General features: G+C 63.7%; 15 protein-coding genes. 6 read left to right on the top strand and 9 right to left on the bottom strand.

Annotation, left to right across the window (positions count from 1 at the left end):
* The 6 genes from QRN59_RS21895 to fabF all read left to right on the top strand — a co-directional run.
* On the top strand, positions 1-551 hold a 551-nt coding region (locus QRN59_RS21895), incomplete at its 5' end, for a transketolase-like TK C-terminal-containing protein (protein ID WP_502871100.1).
* Positions 552-746: 195 nt separating this feature from the next.
* On the top strand, positions 747-1,991 hold the full coding sequence (locus QRN59_RS21900) for a PucR family transcriptional regulator (RefSeq protein WP_284984562.1): 1,245 nt from the start codon (positions 747-749) through the stop codon (positions 1,989-1,991).
* Positions 1,992-2,079: 88 nt separating this feature from the next.
* The gene (locus QRN59_RS21905) at positions 2,080-3,009 is read left to right on the top strand and encodes an ACP S-malonyltransferase (RefSeq protein ID WP_284751102.1); all 930 of its coding nucleotides are present in this window, start codon (positions 2,080-2,082) and stop codon (positions 3,007-3,009) included.
* Entirely contained in the window at positions 3,006-4,067 is a 1,062-nt protein-coding gene (locus tag QRN59_RS21910) for a beta-ketoacyl-ACP synthase III (protein WP_284984563.1), read from the top strand. The genes QRN59_RS21905 and QRN59_RS21910 overlap by 4 nt, the downstream gene beginning before the upstream one ends.
* Positions 4,068-4,177: 110 nt before the next feature.
* Positions 4,178-4,423, top strand: a complete 246-nt coding sequence (locus QRN59_RS21915) for an acyl carrier protein (protein WP_028267518.1) — start codon at positions 4,178-4,180, stop codon at positions 4,421-4,423.
* Positions 4,424-4,563: 140 nt separating this feature from the next.
* A complete protein-coding gene (gene fabF, locus QRN59_RS21920) occupies positions 4,564-5,799 on the top strand; it encodes a beta-ketoacyl-ACP synthase II (RefSeq protein ID WP_284984564.1) in 1,236 nt (411 codons plus the stop codon).
* A 115-nt stretch (positions 5,800-5,914) separates the two neighbouring features.
* Here fabF and QRN59_RS21925 read toward each other — a convergent pair whose 3' ends face one another.
* The 9 genes from QRN59_RS21925 to lepB (QRN59_RS21965) all read right to left on the bottom strand — a co-directional run bounded on the left by QRN59_RS21925 (position 5,915) and on the right by lepB (QRN59_RS21965) (position 13,964).
* Positions 5,915-6,418: a DUF3145 domain-containing protein gene (locus QRN59_RS21925; RefSeq protein WP_078108617.1), complete on the bottom strand. Its 504-nt coding sequence runs from the start codon at positions 6,416-6,418 to the stop codon at positions 5,915-5,917.
* Positions 6,419-6,677: 259 nt separating this feature from the next.
* A complete protein-coding gene (locus QRN59_RS21930) occupies positions 6,678-7,604 on the bottom strand; it encodes a tyrosine recombinase XerC (protein ID WP_284984565.1) in 927 nt (308 codons plus the stop codon).
* Between the two features lie 304 nt (positions 7,605-7,908).
* The gene (gene dprA, locus QRN59_RS21935; protein WP_284984566.1) at positions 7,909-9,135 is read right to left on the bottom strand and encodes a DNA-processing protein DprA; all 1,227 of its coding nucleotides are present in this window, start codon (positions 9,133-9,135) and stop codon (positions 7,909-7,911) included.
* Positions 9,136-9,146: 11 nt separating this feature from the next.
* Complete coding sequence (locus QRN59_RS21940; protein ID WP_284984567.1) at positions 9,147-10,691, bottom strand: YifB family Mg chelatase-like AAA ATPase; 1,545 nt, start codon at positions 10,689-10,691, stop codon at positions 9,147-9,149.
* Entirely contained in the window at positions 10,692-11,048 is a 357-nt protein-coding gene (locus tag QRN59_RS21945; protein WP_284984568.1) for a YraN family protein, read from the bottom strand.
* A gap of 130 nt (positions 11,049-11,178) precedes the next feature.
* The gene (locus tag QRN59_RS21950; RefSeq protein WP_059387678.1) at positions 11,179-11,523 is read right to left on the bottom strand and encodes a DUF2469 domain-containing protein; all 345 of its coding nucleotides are present in this window, start codon (positions 11,521-11,523) and stop codon (positions 11,179-11,181) included.
* A gap of 78 nt (positions 11,524-11,601) precedes the next feature.
* Complete coding sequence (gene rnhB / locus QRN59_RS21955) at positions 11,602-12,342, bottom strand: ribonuclease HII (RefSeq protein WP_502871101.1); 741 nt, start codon at positions 12,340-12,342, stop codon at positions 11,602-11,604.
* On the bottom strand, positions 12,339-13,286 hold the full coding sequence (gene lepB / locus QRN59_RS21960) for a signal peptidase I (RefSeq protein ID WP_284984569.1): 948 nt from the start codon (positions 13,284-13,286) through the stop codon (positions 12,339-12,341). Before lepB (QRN59_RS21960) ends, rnhB begins: the two co-directional genes overlap by 4 nt.
* A complete protein-coding gene (gene lepB, locus QRN59_RS21965) occupies positions 13,287-13,964 on the bottom strand; it encodes a signal peptidase I (protein ID WP_284984570.1) in 678 nt (225 codons plus the stop codon).
* Positions 13,965-14,042: the final 78 nt, after the last annotated feature.

Genomic DNA, 14,042 nt, shown 5'->3' on the forward strand with positions numbered 1-14,042 from the left:
TGAAGGGCATCTACCTGCTGGCCCCGGCGAAAACCGACGGCCCCCGGGCCCAGCTCCTGGCCTCCGGCGTCTCGGTCCCCTGGGCCCTGGAAGCCCAGAAACTCCTCGCCCAGGACTGGGGAGTCTCCGCCGACGTCTGGTCCGTGACCTCCTGGAACGAACTCCGACGCGACGGACTCGCCGCCGAAGAACACGCCTTCCTGAACCCCGGCGAAGAACCCCGCACCCCGTTCGTCGCCCAGCAACTCGCCGGCGCCACCGGACCGGTCATCGCCGTCACCGACTACATGAAGGCCGTCCCGGACCAGATCCGCCAATTCATCCCCAACGAATTCGCCTCCCTCGGCGCCGACGGCTTCGGATTCTCCGACACCCGCCAAGCCGCACGCCGCTTCTTCAAAAACGACACCCACTCCATCGTCGTGAAGACCCTGCAACTCCTCGCCCGCCGAGGCGAAGTTGACGCCCAGGCGGCGGCCCAGGCAATCGAGAAGTACAGTCTCCTCGATGTCAACGCCGGCACCACCGGAGGGGCAGGCGGCGAAAGCTAAGCCTCCAGCGAAGCCAGGCAACATCCCGACGGCGGCCGGCACCGAAAGGTGCGGGCCGCCGTCGGGCTTTAACACCCGGGCTTCAACAATCGCCGGACAACACCAATCGACGCACCCAGCACGTGATGCGCACCAAACGTAGTTGTAGCCTTCGCACAAATGGAGCTTGTGGATGATGCGCCGTATGCTCAAGGCATGGCAGAGCCGATTCAAACCCCCGCAAAACGCAAAGCGGCTGCGCGCACGGTAACACCGGAAAAGGCGGAGACCCTCAAGCGCCTCCGCGCCAATGTGGGGCAATTGTCCACCACCACCATGCGCAAGCTTGAGAAATCGTTGCCTTGGTACAGCCGGCTGAGCTCCGACGAACGTTCAGCCTTGGGCCTGGTTGCCCAAAACGGAATCGCCGCTTTCGTGACGTGGTACGAAAGGCCGAGCTCGCCGTCGTGGATCCTGACGGACGTCTTCGGCAATGCTCCCACGGAGCTGACCCGCTCCATCAGCCTGCAAAAGGCCCTCCAGCTGATCAGGATCGTCGTCGAGGTAGTCGAGGACCAGGTCCCCGTAATCGCTCCCGAAGCCGACCAGCCTTCTTTGCGCGAAGCGGTCCTCCGCTATTCGCGCGAAGTGGCATTCGCTGCCGCGGATGTATATGCCCGCGCCGCCGAATCCCGCGGTTCCTGGGACACCAGGCTCGAAGCCCTGATTGTGGACGCTATCCTCCGTGGCGAGAATACCGACGCCCTTCGTTCCCGGATCGCGGCCCTCGGCTGGAAGGCCCAGGAGCGCTTCACGGTGATGGTCGGAAACTCGCCGTCGGAACCAAGCGCAAGCTATGTGAGCGAGTTGCGCCGGACCGCGGGACGCTACGCGGAGGACGCCCTCGTGGGCATCCAGGGCGACCGCCTCATCCTGATTCTGGGTGGCGTGCAAGACCGGGACACCGCGTACCTGAAACTCAGCGAGCTTTTTGCCCCCGGCGCGGTGGTCTACGGACCGGAGGCCGGCTCCCTCTTGGAGGCAAGCAGCTCTGCCCAAGCGGCCTTTGCAGGGCTCACCGCCGCCAAGGCTTGGCCTTCGGCTCCGCGACCGGTAGCCGCGGACGACCTCCTCCCGGAGCGCGTAGTCTCCGGTGACGACGCTGCCCGCCGTTCCCTCATCAAGAACATTTACCGGCCCCTGCTGGCCGCTTCCAACGGCCTTGTTGAAACCCTCAGCACCTATTTGGAACTTGGCCATTCCCTCGAAGCAACTGCCCGCGAGCTGTTCGTCCACGCAAACACGGTGCGGTATCGTCTCAAGCGCGTCTGCGACGTCACAGGGTGGGATCCGCTCCTCCCCCGGGAGGCTTTCGTGCTCCAAACTGCGTTGGTCGTGGGCAGGCTTTCGGCCCAGCCAAAGGCGACGTCGGAGCGTCACGGTACCCGATCCGCGGGTTGAACCGTTGTAGACTTCCTACAAACTGACCCAGTGAGCTTGGTGTACGCAAACACCAGTAGTTCACGCGGCAATTTGGAAAGCTGGTTACGTGCTTGCAATCGTCTGCCCTGGACAGGGCTCCCAGACCCCTGGATTTTTGGCCCCTTGGCTGGAGCTCCCTTCCGTAGAAGGCCATTTGGCCTCCCTGAGCGAAATCGCAGGCATCGACCTCAAGGCCCACGGCACCACCTCCGATGAAGAAACCATCAAGGACACTGCCGTCGCGCAGCCCTTGATTGTTGCCGCGGGGCTCGTGGCAGCGAAATCGCTGTTCGACGTCGAACTCAGTACCCTTCCGATCGTCCTTGCCGGCCACTCGGTCGGGGAGATCACGGCCTCGGCGCTTGCGGGTGTCCTGAGCGAGGAAGAAGCCATGACGTTCGTCCGCGAGCGTGCCAACAACATGGCCGCCGCCGCCGCCGTCACCCCCACCGGAATGAGTGCCGTCGTCGGCGGCGATCCGGCCGAGGTGCTGTCCGCTATAGAGGCCGCCGGCGCGACTCCCGCGAACGTCAACGGCGCGGGCCAGACCGTTGCCGCAGGCACGTTCGAACAGCTCCAGGCACTGGCTGACAACCCGCCGGCCAAGGCCAGGGTCATCCCGCTGAAGGTCGCCGGAGCATTCCACACCTCCCACATGGCTCCGGCCGTGAGCGCGCTTGAAGCACTGCGGCCGTCGCTCAAGCCGCAGGCTCCCACGGTTCCCCTGCTCTCGAACTTCGACGGCCAGGAGGTCACGGACGGCGGCGCCGCCGTCGAAAGCCTGATCGCCCAGGTCTCGCGCCCGGTGCGTTGGGACCTGTGCATGGAGAACCTCGTCCAGCGCGGAGTCACCGGACTCATCGAGCTGGCACCGGCCGGCACCCTGGCCGGCCTCGCCAAGCGCGGCATGCCCGGCGTGAAAACCGTTGCCGTCAAGACCCCGGAAGATTTGTCCGCGGCACTTGCACTCTTCGCGGAATTGGAAGGAGACGCATGAGCGCCCCCGTACTCAAGCAAGCACCGACGAGGGAATATTCACGCATTGTCGGAATCGGGGCATACCGCCCGGACATCATCGTCACCAACGACGACGTCTGCCAGTGGATCGATTCCTCGGACGAATGGATCCGCCAACGCACCGGTATCGTGACCCGCCACCGCGCCGCAGCCAATGTCAGCGTGATCGACATGGCCGAGGGGGCCGCCCGTGAGGCACTCAAGCAGGCCGGCATTGAGGCTTCCCGGCTGGGTGCCGTCATCATCTCCACCGTCACGCACCCGTATGCCACGCCGTCCGCGGCTGCCGCCCTCGCCGACCGTTTGGGGGCCACCCCGGCACCGGCCTTCGACATTTCCGCGGCGTGTGCAGGCTACTGTTACGGCATTGCCCAGGGCGATGCCCTGGTCCGATCGGGCGCGGCTGAATACGTCCTGGTGGTCGGCGCTGAGAAGCTCTCAGACGTCATCGACAACCATGAACGAACCATTTCCTTCCTCCTTGGCGACGGTGCCGGCGCAGTGATCATCGGCCCGTCCGACACGCCCGGCATTGCCCCGTCAGTCTGGGGATCCGATGGCAGCAAGTGGAACGCGATCGGGATGACGCATTCCCTTGACGAAGTCCGCAACCTTGGTGAGACTGCCCGTCATTCGGATGAATCCGACGATCAGGCCATTATTTCCGCAGCGCAGGATGTTTGGCCGACGCTCCGACAGGACGGCCAAACGGTCTTCCGTTGGGCTGTCTGGGAAATGGCGAAGGTTGCCCAGCAAGCCCTCGACGCCGCAGGGATTGAAGCCTCGGATCTGGCAGCGTTTGTCCCGCACCAGGCGAACATGCGGATCATCGATGAAATGGTCAAGAAGCTCAAACTTCCCGAAACCGTGGTGGTTGCGCGGGACATCGCTGATGCGGGAAACACTTCTGCCGCCTCCATTCCGCTGGCCACCCACCGACTCCTCAAGGAGAACCCAGCGCTCAGCGGTGGCCTTGCCCTGCAGATCGGCTTCGGTGCCGGTCTTGTGTTTGGTGCCCAGGTAATCGTTCTTCCGTAGTTTCGGACCGCGCCTACCTTCCAATTGAATAGTGCTTTGAAACCCAAGCCGTAACCGCGGTTTGCCCCCATTTCCGGCAATAGCCGGCACAACAAGAAAAGGAGCCAACAATGGCTAGCAACGAAGAAATCCTGGCCGGCCTGGCTGAAATCGTGAACGAAGAGACCGGCCTCGCCACCGAAGCCGTGGAGCTGGACAAGTCCTTCACCGAGGACCTGGACATCGACTCCATCTCCATGATGACGATCGTCGTCAACGCTGAAGAGAAGTTCGGCGTCCGCATCCCGGACGAAGAGGTCAAGAACCTCAAGACCGTCGGCGACGCCGTCAACTTCATCTCGAACGCACAGGCCTAGCCTGGCCTCAACTGTGCCGGACTTCGGGTGCGCCCTGTTGCATCCGAAGCCCGGCACAGCTGCTATATCTCCCAAAGTTTTTTCCTGCCTCCCCCGTGAGAACAGCACGTGGGTTGGCTGATCCGACAGAGAGTGATCGCATGGCACGCAAAGTAGTCATAACCGGTCTGGGCGCTACAACGCCCATCGGCGGCGACGTCCCCACGATGTGGAAGAACGCGCTCAAAGGGGTCTCCGGTGCCCACACACTCGAGGACGAGTGGGTTGCCAAGTATGACCTTCCGGTCCACTTTGCCGCCCGGTGCTCGACGCCGGCCCTCGAGGTTCTGAGCCGGGTTGAAGCCAAGCGCATGGACCCGTCCACCCAATTCGGTGTCATCGCCGCCCGCGAAGCATGGGCAGATTCCGGTATCACCGAAATCGACCACGATCGACTTGCCGTGGCTTTCGCCACGGGCATCGGCGGCGTCTGGACGCTCCTGGACGCTTGGGACACGCTGAGGGAAAAGGGCCCCCGCCGGGTCCTGCCCATGACGGTCCCGATGCTCATGCCGAACGGCGTCGCCGCTGCGGTGAGCCTTGACCTTGGTGCCCGCGCCGGTGCGCACACCCCGGTTTCGGCTTGCGCTTCCGGCACCGAAGCGATGCACCTCGGCCTCGATCTCATCCGCTCGGGCAAGGCCGACGTCGTCGTGTGCGGTGGTGCCGAAGCCGCCATCCACCCGATGCCCCTCGCGGCGTTTTCCTCGATGCAGGCGCTCTCCCGCCGCAATGACGATCCTGAGCACGCTTCGCGGCCATACGACCGCGACCGCGACGGCTTCGTCATGGGCGAAGGCGCCGGCGCCCTGGTCCTTGAAGCCGAAGAGCACGCGATCGCCCGCGGCGCGCGCATCTACGCTGAGCTCGCCGGTACTTCCGTCACAGCTGACGCCTACCACATCACGGCACCGGACCCGGAAGGCCTGGGCGCTACCCGCGCTTTGAAGGCTGCCATGTTCGACGGACGCATCCAGGCCGAGGACGTCGTGCACGTCAACGCCCACGCCACCTCGACGCCTGTCGGCGACAAGCCCGAGTACACGGCGCTCCGCGCCGCACTGGGCGCCCACGTCGACAATGTGGCAGTCTCCGCTACCAAGTCGCAGATGGGCCACCTGTTGGGCGCTTCAGGGGCCGTAGAAGCAGTGCTGACAGTTCTTGCCGTCTACGAACGCCGGGCTCCGTTGACCATCAACCTTGAGAACCAGGATCCGGAGATCCCGCTCGACGTCGTCACTTCGGCACGAACTTTGCCCGCCGGTGACATCGTCGCTTTGAGCAACTCCTTCGGTTTCGGTGGCCACAACGCGGTCATCGCCATCCGCAACGTCTGACCCCGTCGCGGCCGGTTCGAGGCACAAGCCAAGCACAATGCAGGCACAAGAGGAGGGCCCCACCGTGGTGGGGCCCTCCTCTTTGCTATGGAAATCCTTCTCGGTACTTTGTTCCCTAACCGACCTGGTGGAGCCAACGGACAGGGGCGCCTTCGGCGGCATGCCGGAACGGCTCGAGTTCTTCGTCCCAGGCCTCACCGAGCGCCAAGGACAGCTCATGGTAGACAGCGGCAGGATCTCCCGCCCCTGACTCGTAGGCGTAGCGGATGCGGTCTTCAGTCACCATGATATTGCCGTGGACATCGGTGACGGCATGGAAAATACCCAGCTCCGGTGTGTGCGACCAACGCGCCCCGTCCACGCCTTGGCTCGGCTCCTCGGTGACTTCGTAGCGGAGGTGCGCCCAACCTCGCAGTGCCGAAGCCAATTGGGCACCCGTTCCAGGGACTCCTGCCCAGGAGAGCTCGGCGCGGAACATTCCGGGGGCGGCAGGTTGAGGGGTCCACTCAAGATCGGTCCGCTTGTCAACGACCGATCCGATGGCCCACTCAACGTGAGGGCACAACGCGGTAGGGGCCGAATGCACAAACAAGACACCGCGGGTTATTGCAACAGACATTCCATCCTCCATAGCTGTAGGTACGTCTTCCCCAACGACCTCTGCCTGGATGAAATTTGCTGCGCGGGTGCCGCGCCGTTCCGGTTTCCCTACCTATCTATGATTTTTTCCGCAGCGGAAGAACATTCAAGTTTAGGTTGAAAGTTTCCCCACAGTGCTTTCATTTTGCCGTACGGACCGGAATTACGCCAGTGCGATTCCCGGACGGGCGGTTTTCCTCCCTTGGGACTCCTCGAAGTGTTGCACGGTTTCCAGGTCTTCATGCCCGGGGGTGGGCTTGTTGGTAGCTCTTGCGAAGCCGGTCGACCGACACATGGGTGTAGATCTGGGTTGTTGCGAGGCTGCTGTGCCCCAGGATTTCCTGCACGGCACGCAGGTGCGCACCGCCGTCGAGCAAGTGGGTGGCGGCGGTGTGCCGCAGGGCGTGGGGTCCGGTTGCCGCCGTGTCCCCCAGGGCCGTCAGCAGGTCGTTAACGACGCTGCGGGCCTGGCGCTGATCGATGCGGTTGCCCCTTGAACTGAGAAAGAGTGCCGGTCCGCTGCGCTCGTTTGCTAGCCGCGGACGGCCGCGGCGGAGCCAGTCGTCGACGGCGAGCGCGGCCGGGACCCCATAGGGCACCGTCCGTTCCTTGTTGCCTTTGCCGAGCACACGGAGAGTCCGGCGATCCGGATCGAGATCATCAATGTCCAGGCCGGCGAGTTCGCCGACGCGGATCCCCGTGGCGTAGAGCAATTCGACGACGGCGCGGTTCCTCAGCGGCATCGGAGAGCCGTCCGCGGCTGCCTCCGACAGGTTTTCGAAGATCCTGGAGACCTGCTGCTGATGAAGGACACCAGGGAGCGTGTGCTCCCGCTTGGGGGCTTGGAGGCGAAGAGCCGGGTCCGAGGCGATGAGCTCTTCCCGCAGGGCCCAGGAGGTGAATGCGCGGGCTGTCGCGGCATGACGGGCGAGTGTCGCCCTGGACCGGCCGGATTCGCTTTGCGCCCCGAGCCAACGCCGAAGGGTGCCAAGCTCCAAGGCCGCGAGCTCCACCACGCCCTCCGCGGCGGCGAATCGGAGCAGGTTCTCAACGTCGGCGATGTAAGCCCTTACTGTGTGGGCGGACCTGGCCCGTTCGCTTTCGAGGTAACGCCGGAAGTCCTGAACGGACCCGGCGAGTGCTTCGGGGAGCGGTTTCTCTTGCACCCCTCCACTGTGCCAGCCGCAGGGCCGGAGGGGTGGCATCGCCACGTTCGGCCATCTTCACCTTTGACCGATGGACCTGTAAATCCTGTAGTACTGCCACAGGAGCAACCCCTGCCAGACTGCGAAAAGAATCCAAAGCCATGCCGGGCCAGTGCCGCCTTGGACGAACAAGACGGCTCCCAGGATCAGAAAGAGACCGATTTGCTGTCCAATCACGAACCTCGCGGGCTGCGCCCTTGACTTCATCATGTCCACATCATCCCTGCTCAAGAGAGATTGGTCTCGGGGGGCAACTATCCACAGCTCAACCCTGCTTCCCCGATCGCTTCCACGCGCCGCTCACTGATACCGCCAAACCCAACAGGCCAAGGCGTCCAAGACCGGCCCTGACGGACTCCGGGCTGAGTCCTGCCACGACCGCGAGCTTCTCTACCGAGCTCGTCGAGCGGACGGGCAGGGCATCGAGGAGTATCAGGTCCTCGAGGGTGAGTCCGTCGTGGTCTGAGGGAGTCGTATCCTTATCCGCGGCGAGCGCTTCACCGCTCGACCCCGCCAGTTCGGCAATCTCGCCGACATCCGTGACGCAAACTGCGCCGCCATCCCTGAGAAGCCGATGGCATCCCGCTGAGTTGGCGCTATGGATAGATCCTGGAACTGTCGCAACGGCCCTGCCAATGGATTCAGCATGATGGGCCGTATTCAGGGCGCCCGAACGCCATCGCGCTTCCACCACCACCGTCACGGCTGCCAAGGCGGCGATAATCCTGTTCCGCTGAAGGAACCTGTAGCGGGTGGGCGCCGAGCCCGGGGGAACCTCCGCGATGACCGCCCCTTGGTTCGCCACGGCACGCAGTAGATCCTCATTTCCGGAGGGATAGTATCGATCCACGCCCCCGGCCATCACCGCGATGGTCGGCATGGCGTTTGTACCCCCGGCCAAGGCCCCGCGGTGCGCATGGGCGTCTATCCCATATGCCCCTCCAGACACGACCGTGCAGCCGCGCTGACCCAGCCCATAGGCGAAATCAGCCGTTACGGAGGCACCGTAGCTCGTACTGTCCCGTGAGCCGACAAGGGCCACGACCCGCCGCACGGGCGGGAACTCCAGTTCGTGTCCCCGCCACCACAGACACAATGGTTCATGAAGGCCCAGATCCGCCAACTGCGCGGGCCACAGCGGGTCGCCAGGGATGATCATGCGGCCGCCAAGGCGTTGCATGGTGGCAAGATCCCGTTCCGGGGCAAGATCCTGGATCCGCGGCGCCCACCGTCGCAATGGCGCAGCCAATCCAGCCCAGGCAGAAGAAACCCCGCTGTCAAGCAATAGGGAAGCCACGTCCTGCTCAAGCCCGGGCCCGGGAGCGAGTTCGCCGCTCGCTATTCTGAGACCGTCAACGGCCCCAGCGGCCTGCACCAGCGCGAGCCCTGCCGCATCTTGTGGTTCCATGAGCCGTGATAGCGCGGCCCGGGCTAGGCGCTCCCTTTTCCGGTCCGGTGCGTCCGGGGTGAGCTGGTAGCCGTGTTCAGTCATGGAGTGTCCTTTCATGCGGCCTCGACCGCCTGCCGCAAGCCGAGGGCCTGCCCGATGTCGTCGTTGTGGGGTTGGTCCCTGTGGCCCAGATCCGCGAGGGTCCATGCGAGACGCAGGACGCGGTCGTAGCCTCTCGCGGTGAGGATTCCACGTTCCAGGGAGGTATCCAGAATCTTCGTCGTCGCGGAAGGCAGGCGCAGTTCGCCGCGCAGGACACGCCCAGGAACCTCCGAATTGGTTTCCATCCCGTAAATTCCCAGGCGTTCACGTTGCCGTGACCGGGCGGCATGGACCCTCCCGGCGACAGTAGCTGTGTCCTCCTCCGCGCCGGATTGCCCAAAGTCCGCGAGGGACACACGTTCCACCTGGAGCTGGATGTCCACTCTGTCCAGCAAAGGCCCGGACATGCGCCCGAAGTAGCGGCGCCGCATTACTGGAGTGCAGGTGCAATCGACTCCCTTGCCGGTGGCCTTCCCGCAAGGGCAAGGATTCGCCGCGAGGACCAGCTGGAAGCGGGCCGGATATGCAGCAGTGCCGGCGGAGCGATGGATGACAAGCTCACCGCTTTCCAGAGGCTGCCGAAGGGCGTCCAGGACCCGGCGCTCGTACTCGGGTGCCTCGTCCAGGAACAAGACGCCACGGTGCGCCCGTGATGCCGCCCCTGGCCGTGGCAGGCCGGAGCCACCACCGATGATGGCTGCGGCAGTCGCAGTATGGTGGGGGTTCTCAAAAGGCGGGCGGCGCAACAGTCGTACCGAATCAATATGGACAGCAGAAAGAGAGTGGATCGCCGTGACCTCCATGGCTTCCTGGTCCCCCAGATCCGGCAAGAGTCCCGGGAGCCGCTCGGCAAGCATCGTCTTGCCTGCACCGGGAGGACCGCAAAGCAGCACATGGTGTGCCCCGGCCGCGGCAACTTCAAGGGCACGGCGGGCATCGCCCTGCCCCGAGACATCACAAAGATCCGGAACGACCGTGGTACCTACGTCCTGATCTCCTCCTGCAGTGTCACCGTCGGCCGGGTCATAATCCAGGGCCAGATCCTGCGGATTTGCCCCGAAATCAAAGGCAAGGCGAGCCAGGGTCTTGTAGCCCCGAACCACTGCCCCGGGAACCAACTCTGCCTCGGCGACGTTTGCCTGGGCCACCACAATCTCGTCGTGGCCTGCCTGAACCGCCGCCATGACCGCCGGCAAGATGCCGCGAACCGGCCTCAACCTGCCATCCAGTCCCAACTCGGAGATGAAGACCGTGCCTTCGGTAGAACGGATATCTCCGGCAGCGCGCAATACTGCCATGGTGATCGCGAGGTCGAACCCCGAGCCACGCTTCGGCAGAGAGGCCGGAATCAGGTTTGCGGTGATCTTTCGGCGACTCAGCGGGATGCCGGAATTCTGTGCCGCGGAACGAATGCGTTCCTTGGCTTCGTTCAGGGAAGCATCCGGCAGCCCCAGGATCACGAAATTGGGGAGGGTTTGGCCGATATCTGCTTCGACCTCCACGATGTATCCATTCAGACCCAGCAGCGCCACGGAGTAGCTTCGACCCACGCCCAACTAGCCCACGCCCCTGAGGTGTTCGAGCTTTGGCTCGCCGACGCCGTCGTCGATGATTCCCACGACATCGACCCGGCGGCGCGGGGCACGCAGTTCGTGATCACGGCACCAGGAAAGGGCCAGGCGATGGAGCCGAGCGAGTTTGGCTGCGTCAACCGCTTCGAATGGATGCCCATAAGCCAGGTTCTTCCGGGTCTTGACCTCGGCGATCACCAAGGTGTCGCCGTCGAGCGCCACGATGTCGATCTCGCCCTCGGAGCATCTCCAATTGCGGTCCACAATCCGCATTCCCTGGGTTTCAAGGAAAGCTACGGCCAGCGTTTCACCTTGCCGGCCCAACAAGTCTTTGGCTTTCATGACCACCTCCGTTACCAGCGTGGAGGCACGGAGAGGCCAAAGACAGGGAGCAGCTTGGCTATGTGGGAAACTCCGTCAGTCAGACGGTGTGGAGGAGAAGTAGCCGGGCTTTCCTAGCAGCCGGGCTTTCCTAGTTGCCCAAGTTGCCGAGATCGCCTAGATCGCCGTCCTTCGGCAGGGAAAGCTCCTCGCTGCGCGGCAGTTCTTCGACGTTGACGTCCTTGAACGTAATAACCCGGACATTTTTCACGAAACGGGCCGAACGGTAAACGTCCCAAACCCAAGCATCCTGGAGGGTCAGGTCGAAATAGACCTCGCCGTCGGCACTCCGGGCCTGGAGGTCAACATGGTTTGCCAAATAGAACCGGCGTTCGGTCTCGACAACGTAGCTGAACAAACCAACGACGTCGCGGTATTCGCGGTAGAGCTGCAGCTCCATGTCGGTTTCGTAGTTCTCAAGATCCTCGGCACTCATAGATCCATCTTGCACCATAGAGGGCGCACACGACGCCACGATTGGTCGGGCGGCATCCAGGACAAGGAAAAGCGGAGGCTACAGCAGGTTCCAGCTGGTCCGGTGGAACGGCGTGGGACCCAACGAGCGGATGGCATCGCGGTGGAAAGACGTCGCGTAACCCTTGTTCTCGTTCCAACCGAAGGCCGGATATTCTTCGTGCAGATCAAGCATGATGCGGTCCCTGGCCACCTTGGCCAGCACGCTGGCGGCCGCCACGCTGAGGCAGCTCATGTCCGCCTTCACGCGGGTGTGCACCGGTGCCTCACAGGCGGGCCCGGACGGCTCGGTGTCGAACAAGGACCCTTGGCTCTGGGGCGAGAGCCAGTTGTGGCTCCCATCCAAAAGGACGAGGTCCGGATGCACGCCCGAGGCGAGAAGCTCGAACCACGCGCGTGTCCCGGCAAGGCGCAGGGCGCCCACAATTCCCAACGCATCGATCTCGGCCGAACTTGCGTGGCCCACCGCGGAGCCGACCGCCCACTCGCGTACCAGCGGTTCCAACCGCTCGCGGTCCTCGGGCTTGAGAAGCTTGCTATCGCGGACATCGGCGAGCAGGCCGTGGTCCCTGAGGTCGACGACGGCGATCCCCACCGACACAGGGCCGGCGAGGGCTCCACGGCCCACTTCATCGACGCCGGCCAGAAGCGTGACCCCCGGAGCCAGGAAACTCCGTTCGACGTCCAGGGTCGGAAAATCAGGAGCGTGCTTCGCCCGCGCCGCGGGTTTTCGCTGCGTTCGAACCGGGATTGACGCTCCTGTCCCCGCCGGAACCATCATTTACTCGCTGGAGCCGTCGGTGAAGCCGTGTTCTGGGGCGACGGCGCGGGAACGTTGCGGAAGACCTCGGAGTGGTTGTCAAGGATCTGCCAACGGTTGATGGGCCAGGCAATAACCGTGGCCTTGCCCTCGACGTCGGAGATGTCGATGAAACCACCATTGACTGATTGGTGTTCGCGGGAGTCGGCCGAGTTATTGCGGTTGTCGCCCATAACCCAAATTTTGCCCGCCGGGACCACTACATCGAAAGACTTGGCCATGGGAATCTGGGCCGGATTGATGTAGCTCTCGTTGAGAACCGTGCCGTTGACGCTGACCCGCGCGGAACTGTCGCAACAGGAGACCCGGTCCCCCGGCAGGCCGATTACGCGCTTGACGAGGTGCTGATTCGTCTCGTCCGGGAGCAGCCCGACGAAGACAAGACCGTCCTGGAACCATTTGAAGGGCCCTGGCGACGTCTTCTGCGTGGGCGGAAGCCATCCTTGTGCGTCCTTGAAGACCACGATGTCGCCGCGCTCCAGTGCGAACGGTTGCGGGACCAGCAGATTAACGAAAATCCGGTCGTCAACGTCAAGGGTGTTGACCATGGACTCAGAGGGAATGAAGAAAGCACGGAACAGGAAGGTCTTGATAAGGAACGACAAGACGATCGCGATGACCACCACGGTGCCGATTTCCCTGAGCCAGCCGAGGAACGGACTGCCGTGGGTTTTGCCGGCAGTTTCGGAGCGATCGCTTTCCCCCGACTCCAGCCGCGAACCGCGCCGTGCGGCGCGCCGCGGCGACTCCTGCTTCTCAGGCTGGGGCGTCGTCGAGCCAGTCTCGCTCCCCGGAACCGGATCGGCGTCGTCCGCTGCAAGATCCATGGCGGGAGCGGACGGTCCGTCCAGGAGCCGGGCGTCGTCGTCGTGCCGTTCCGGCTTCCCGGGAGTTGTCTCGGGCATCTATTGTCCGTTCTTCGAGGTTGTACCGGCCTGCGCAGGGCGAGCTAGTTCTGCAAATCTATCAAGCGGCCAGATAATCCGGACCGGACGCCCGATGACACGCTCCAGCGGCACCATTCCTCCGCCGGGCGCGCCGAGAAGGCTGCGCGAATCGGCCGACCGTGAACGGTGGTCCCCCATGAGCCACAATCGGTCACTGGGAACGACGACGTCGAACTTCTGTTCGCTCGGCGTGTCGCCGGGATACAGATAGGGTTCCTCAAGCGACTGACCGTTGACTGTGAGTTTGCCATCGGTGCCGCAACAAACGACGTGGTCTCCGGGAAGCCCGATGACACGTTTGACGTATGTGGTGTCGCTTCCGGTCAGGCCCAGCCAATGGCCGGCGGCAGCCACGGCGTCGGCAAACGGTCCTTTGCCGCTGTTCAGCGGAGCAAAGGTTCCCCTGCCGTCGAAGACGACGATCTCTCCACGGCGAATAGGGTCTGCGGCGAAATCAGTCCGGGACACGAGGATGCGGTCTCCGGTGCCCAGGATCGGCTCCATTGACTCGGAGGGGATGAAGTAGACGTCGAGCCACAAGGACCGAACGAGCCCGCTGATAGCCACGGCCAGGATAAATGCGAGCAAAATAAAACGCCAGCCCTGTTTCCGGGGCTGGCGTTTTGCGTGGTCCATGATTCGTTTCCTGTTGCGTTGCGGATTTCTCCGGCGCAGGCCGGACACGAATCCAGGACCCGCTTTTGGTCGAAAGAC

The sequence above is a fragment of the Arthrobacter sp. efr-133-TYG-118 genome (genome assembly GCF_030209755.1).
Taxonomy (GTDB): domain Bacteria; phylum Actinomycetota; class Actinomycetes; order Actinomycetales; family Micrococcaceae; genus Arthrobacter.

What these genes read in the sequence shown, in the direction of transcription:
- QRN59_RS21900 (WP_284984562.1), top strand. Translation starts at nt 747, where the DNA reads ATGGCAGAGCCGATTCAAACCCCCGCAAAACGCAAAGCGGCTGCGCGC.
- QRN59_RS21910 (WP_284984563.1), top strand. Translation starts at nt 3,006, where the DNA reads ATGAGCGCCCCCGTACTCAAGCAAGCACCGACGAGGGAATATTCACGC.
- QRN59_RS21915 (WP_028267518.1), top strand. Translation starts at nt 4,178, where the DNA reads ATGGCTAGCAACGAAGAAATCCTGGCCGGCCTGGCTGAAATCGTGAAC.
- fabF (WP_284984564.1), top strand. Translation starts at nt 4,564, where the DNA reads ATGGCACGCAAAGTAGTCATAACCGGTCTGGGCGCTACAACGCCCATC.
- QRN59_RS21925 (WP_078108617.1), bottom strand. Translation starts at nt 6,418, where the DNA reads ATGTCTGTTGCAATAACCCGCGGTGTCTTGTTTGTGCATTCGGCCCCT.
- dprA (WP_284984566.1), bottom strand. Translation starts at nt 9,135, where the DNA reads ATGACTGAACACGGCTACCAGCTCACCCCGGACGCACCGGACCGGAAA.
- QRN59_RS21945 (WP_284984568.1), bottom strand. Translation starts at nt 11,048, where the DNA reads ATGAAAGCCAAAGACTTGTTGGGCCGGCAAGGTGAAACGCTGGCCGTA.
- QRN59_RS21950 (WP_059387678.1), bottom strand. Translation starts at nt 11,523, where the DNA reads ATGAGTGCCGAGGATCTTGAGAACTACGAAACCGACATGGAGCTGCAG.
- rnhB (WP_502871101.1), bottom strand. Translation starts at nt 12,342, where the DNA reads ATGATGGTTCCGGCGGGGACAGGAGCGTCAATCCCGGTTCGAACGCAG.
- lepB (WP_284984569.1), bottom strand. Translation starts at nt 13,286, where the DNA reads ATGCCCGAGACAACTCCCGGGAAGCCGGAACGGCACGACGACGACGCC.
- lepB (WP_284984570.1), bottom strand. Translation starts at nt 13,964, where the DNA reads ATGGACCACGCAAAACGCCAGCCCCGGAAACAGGGCTGGCGTTTTATT.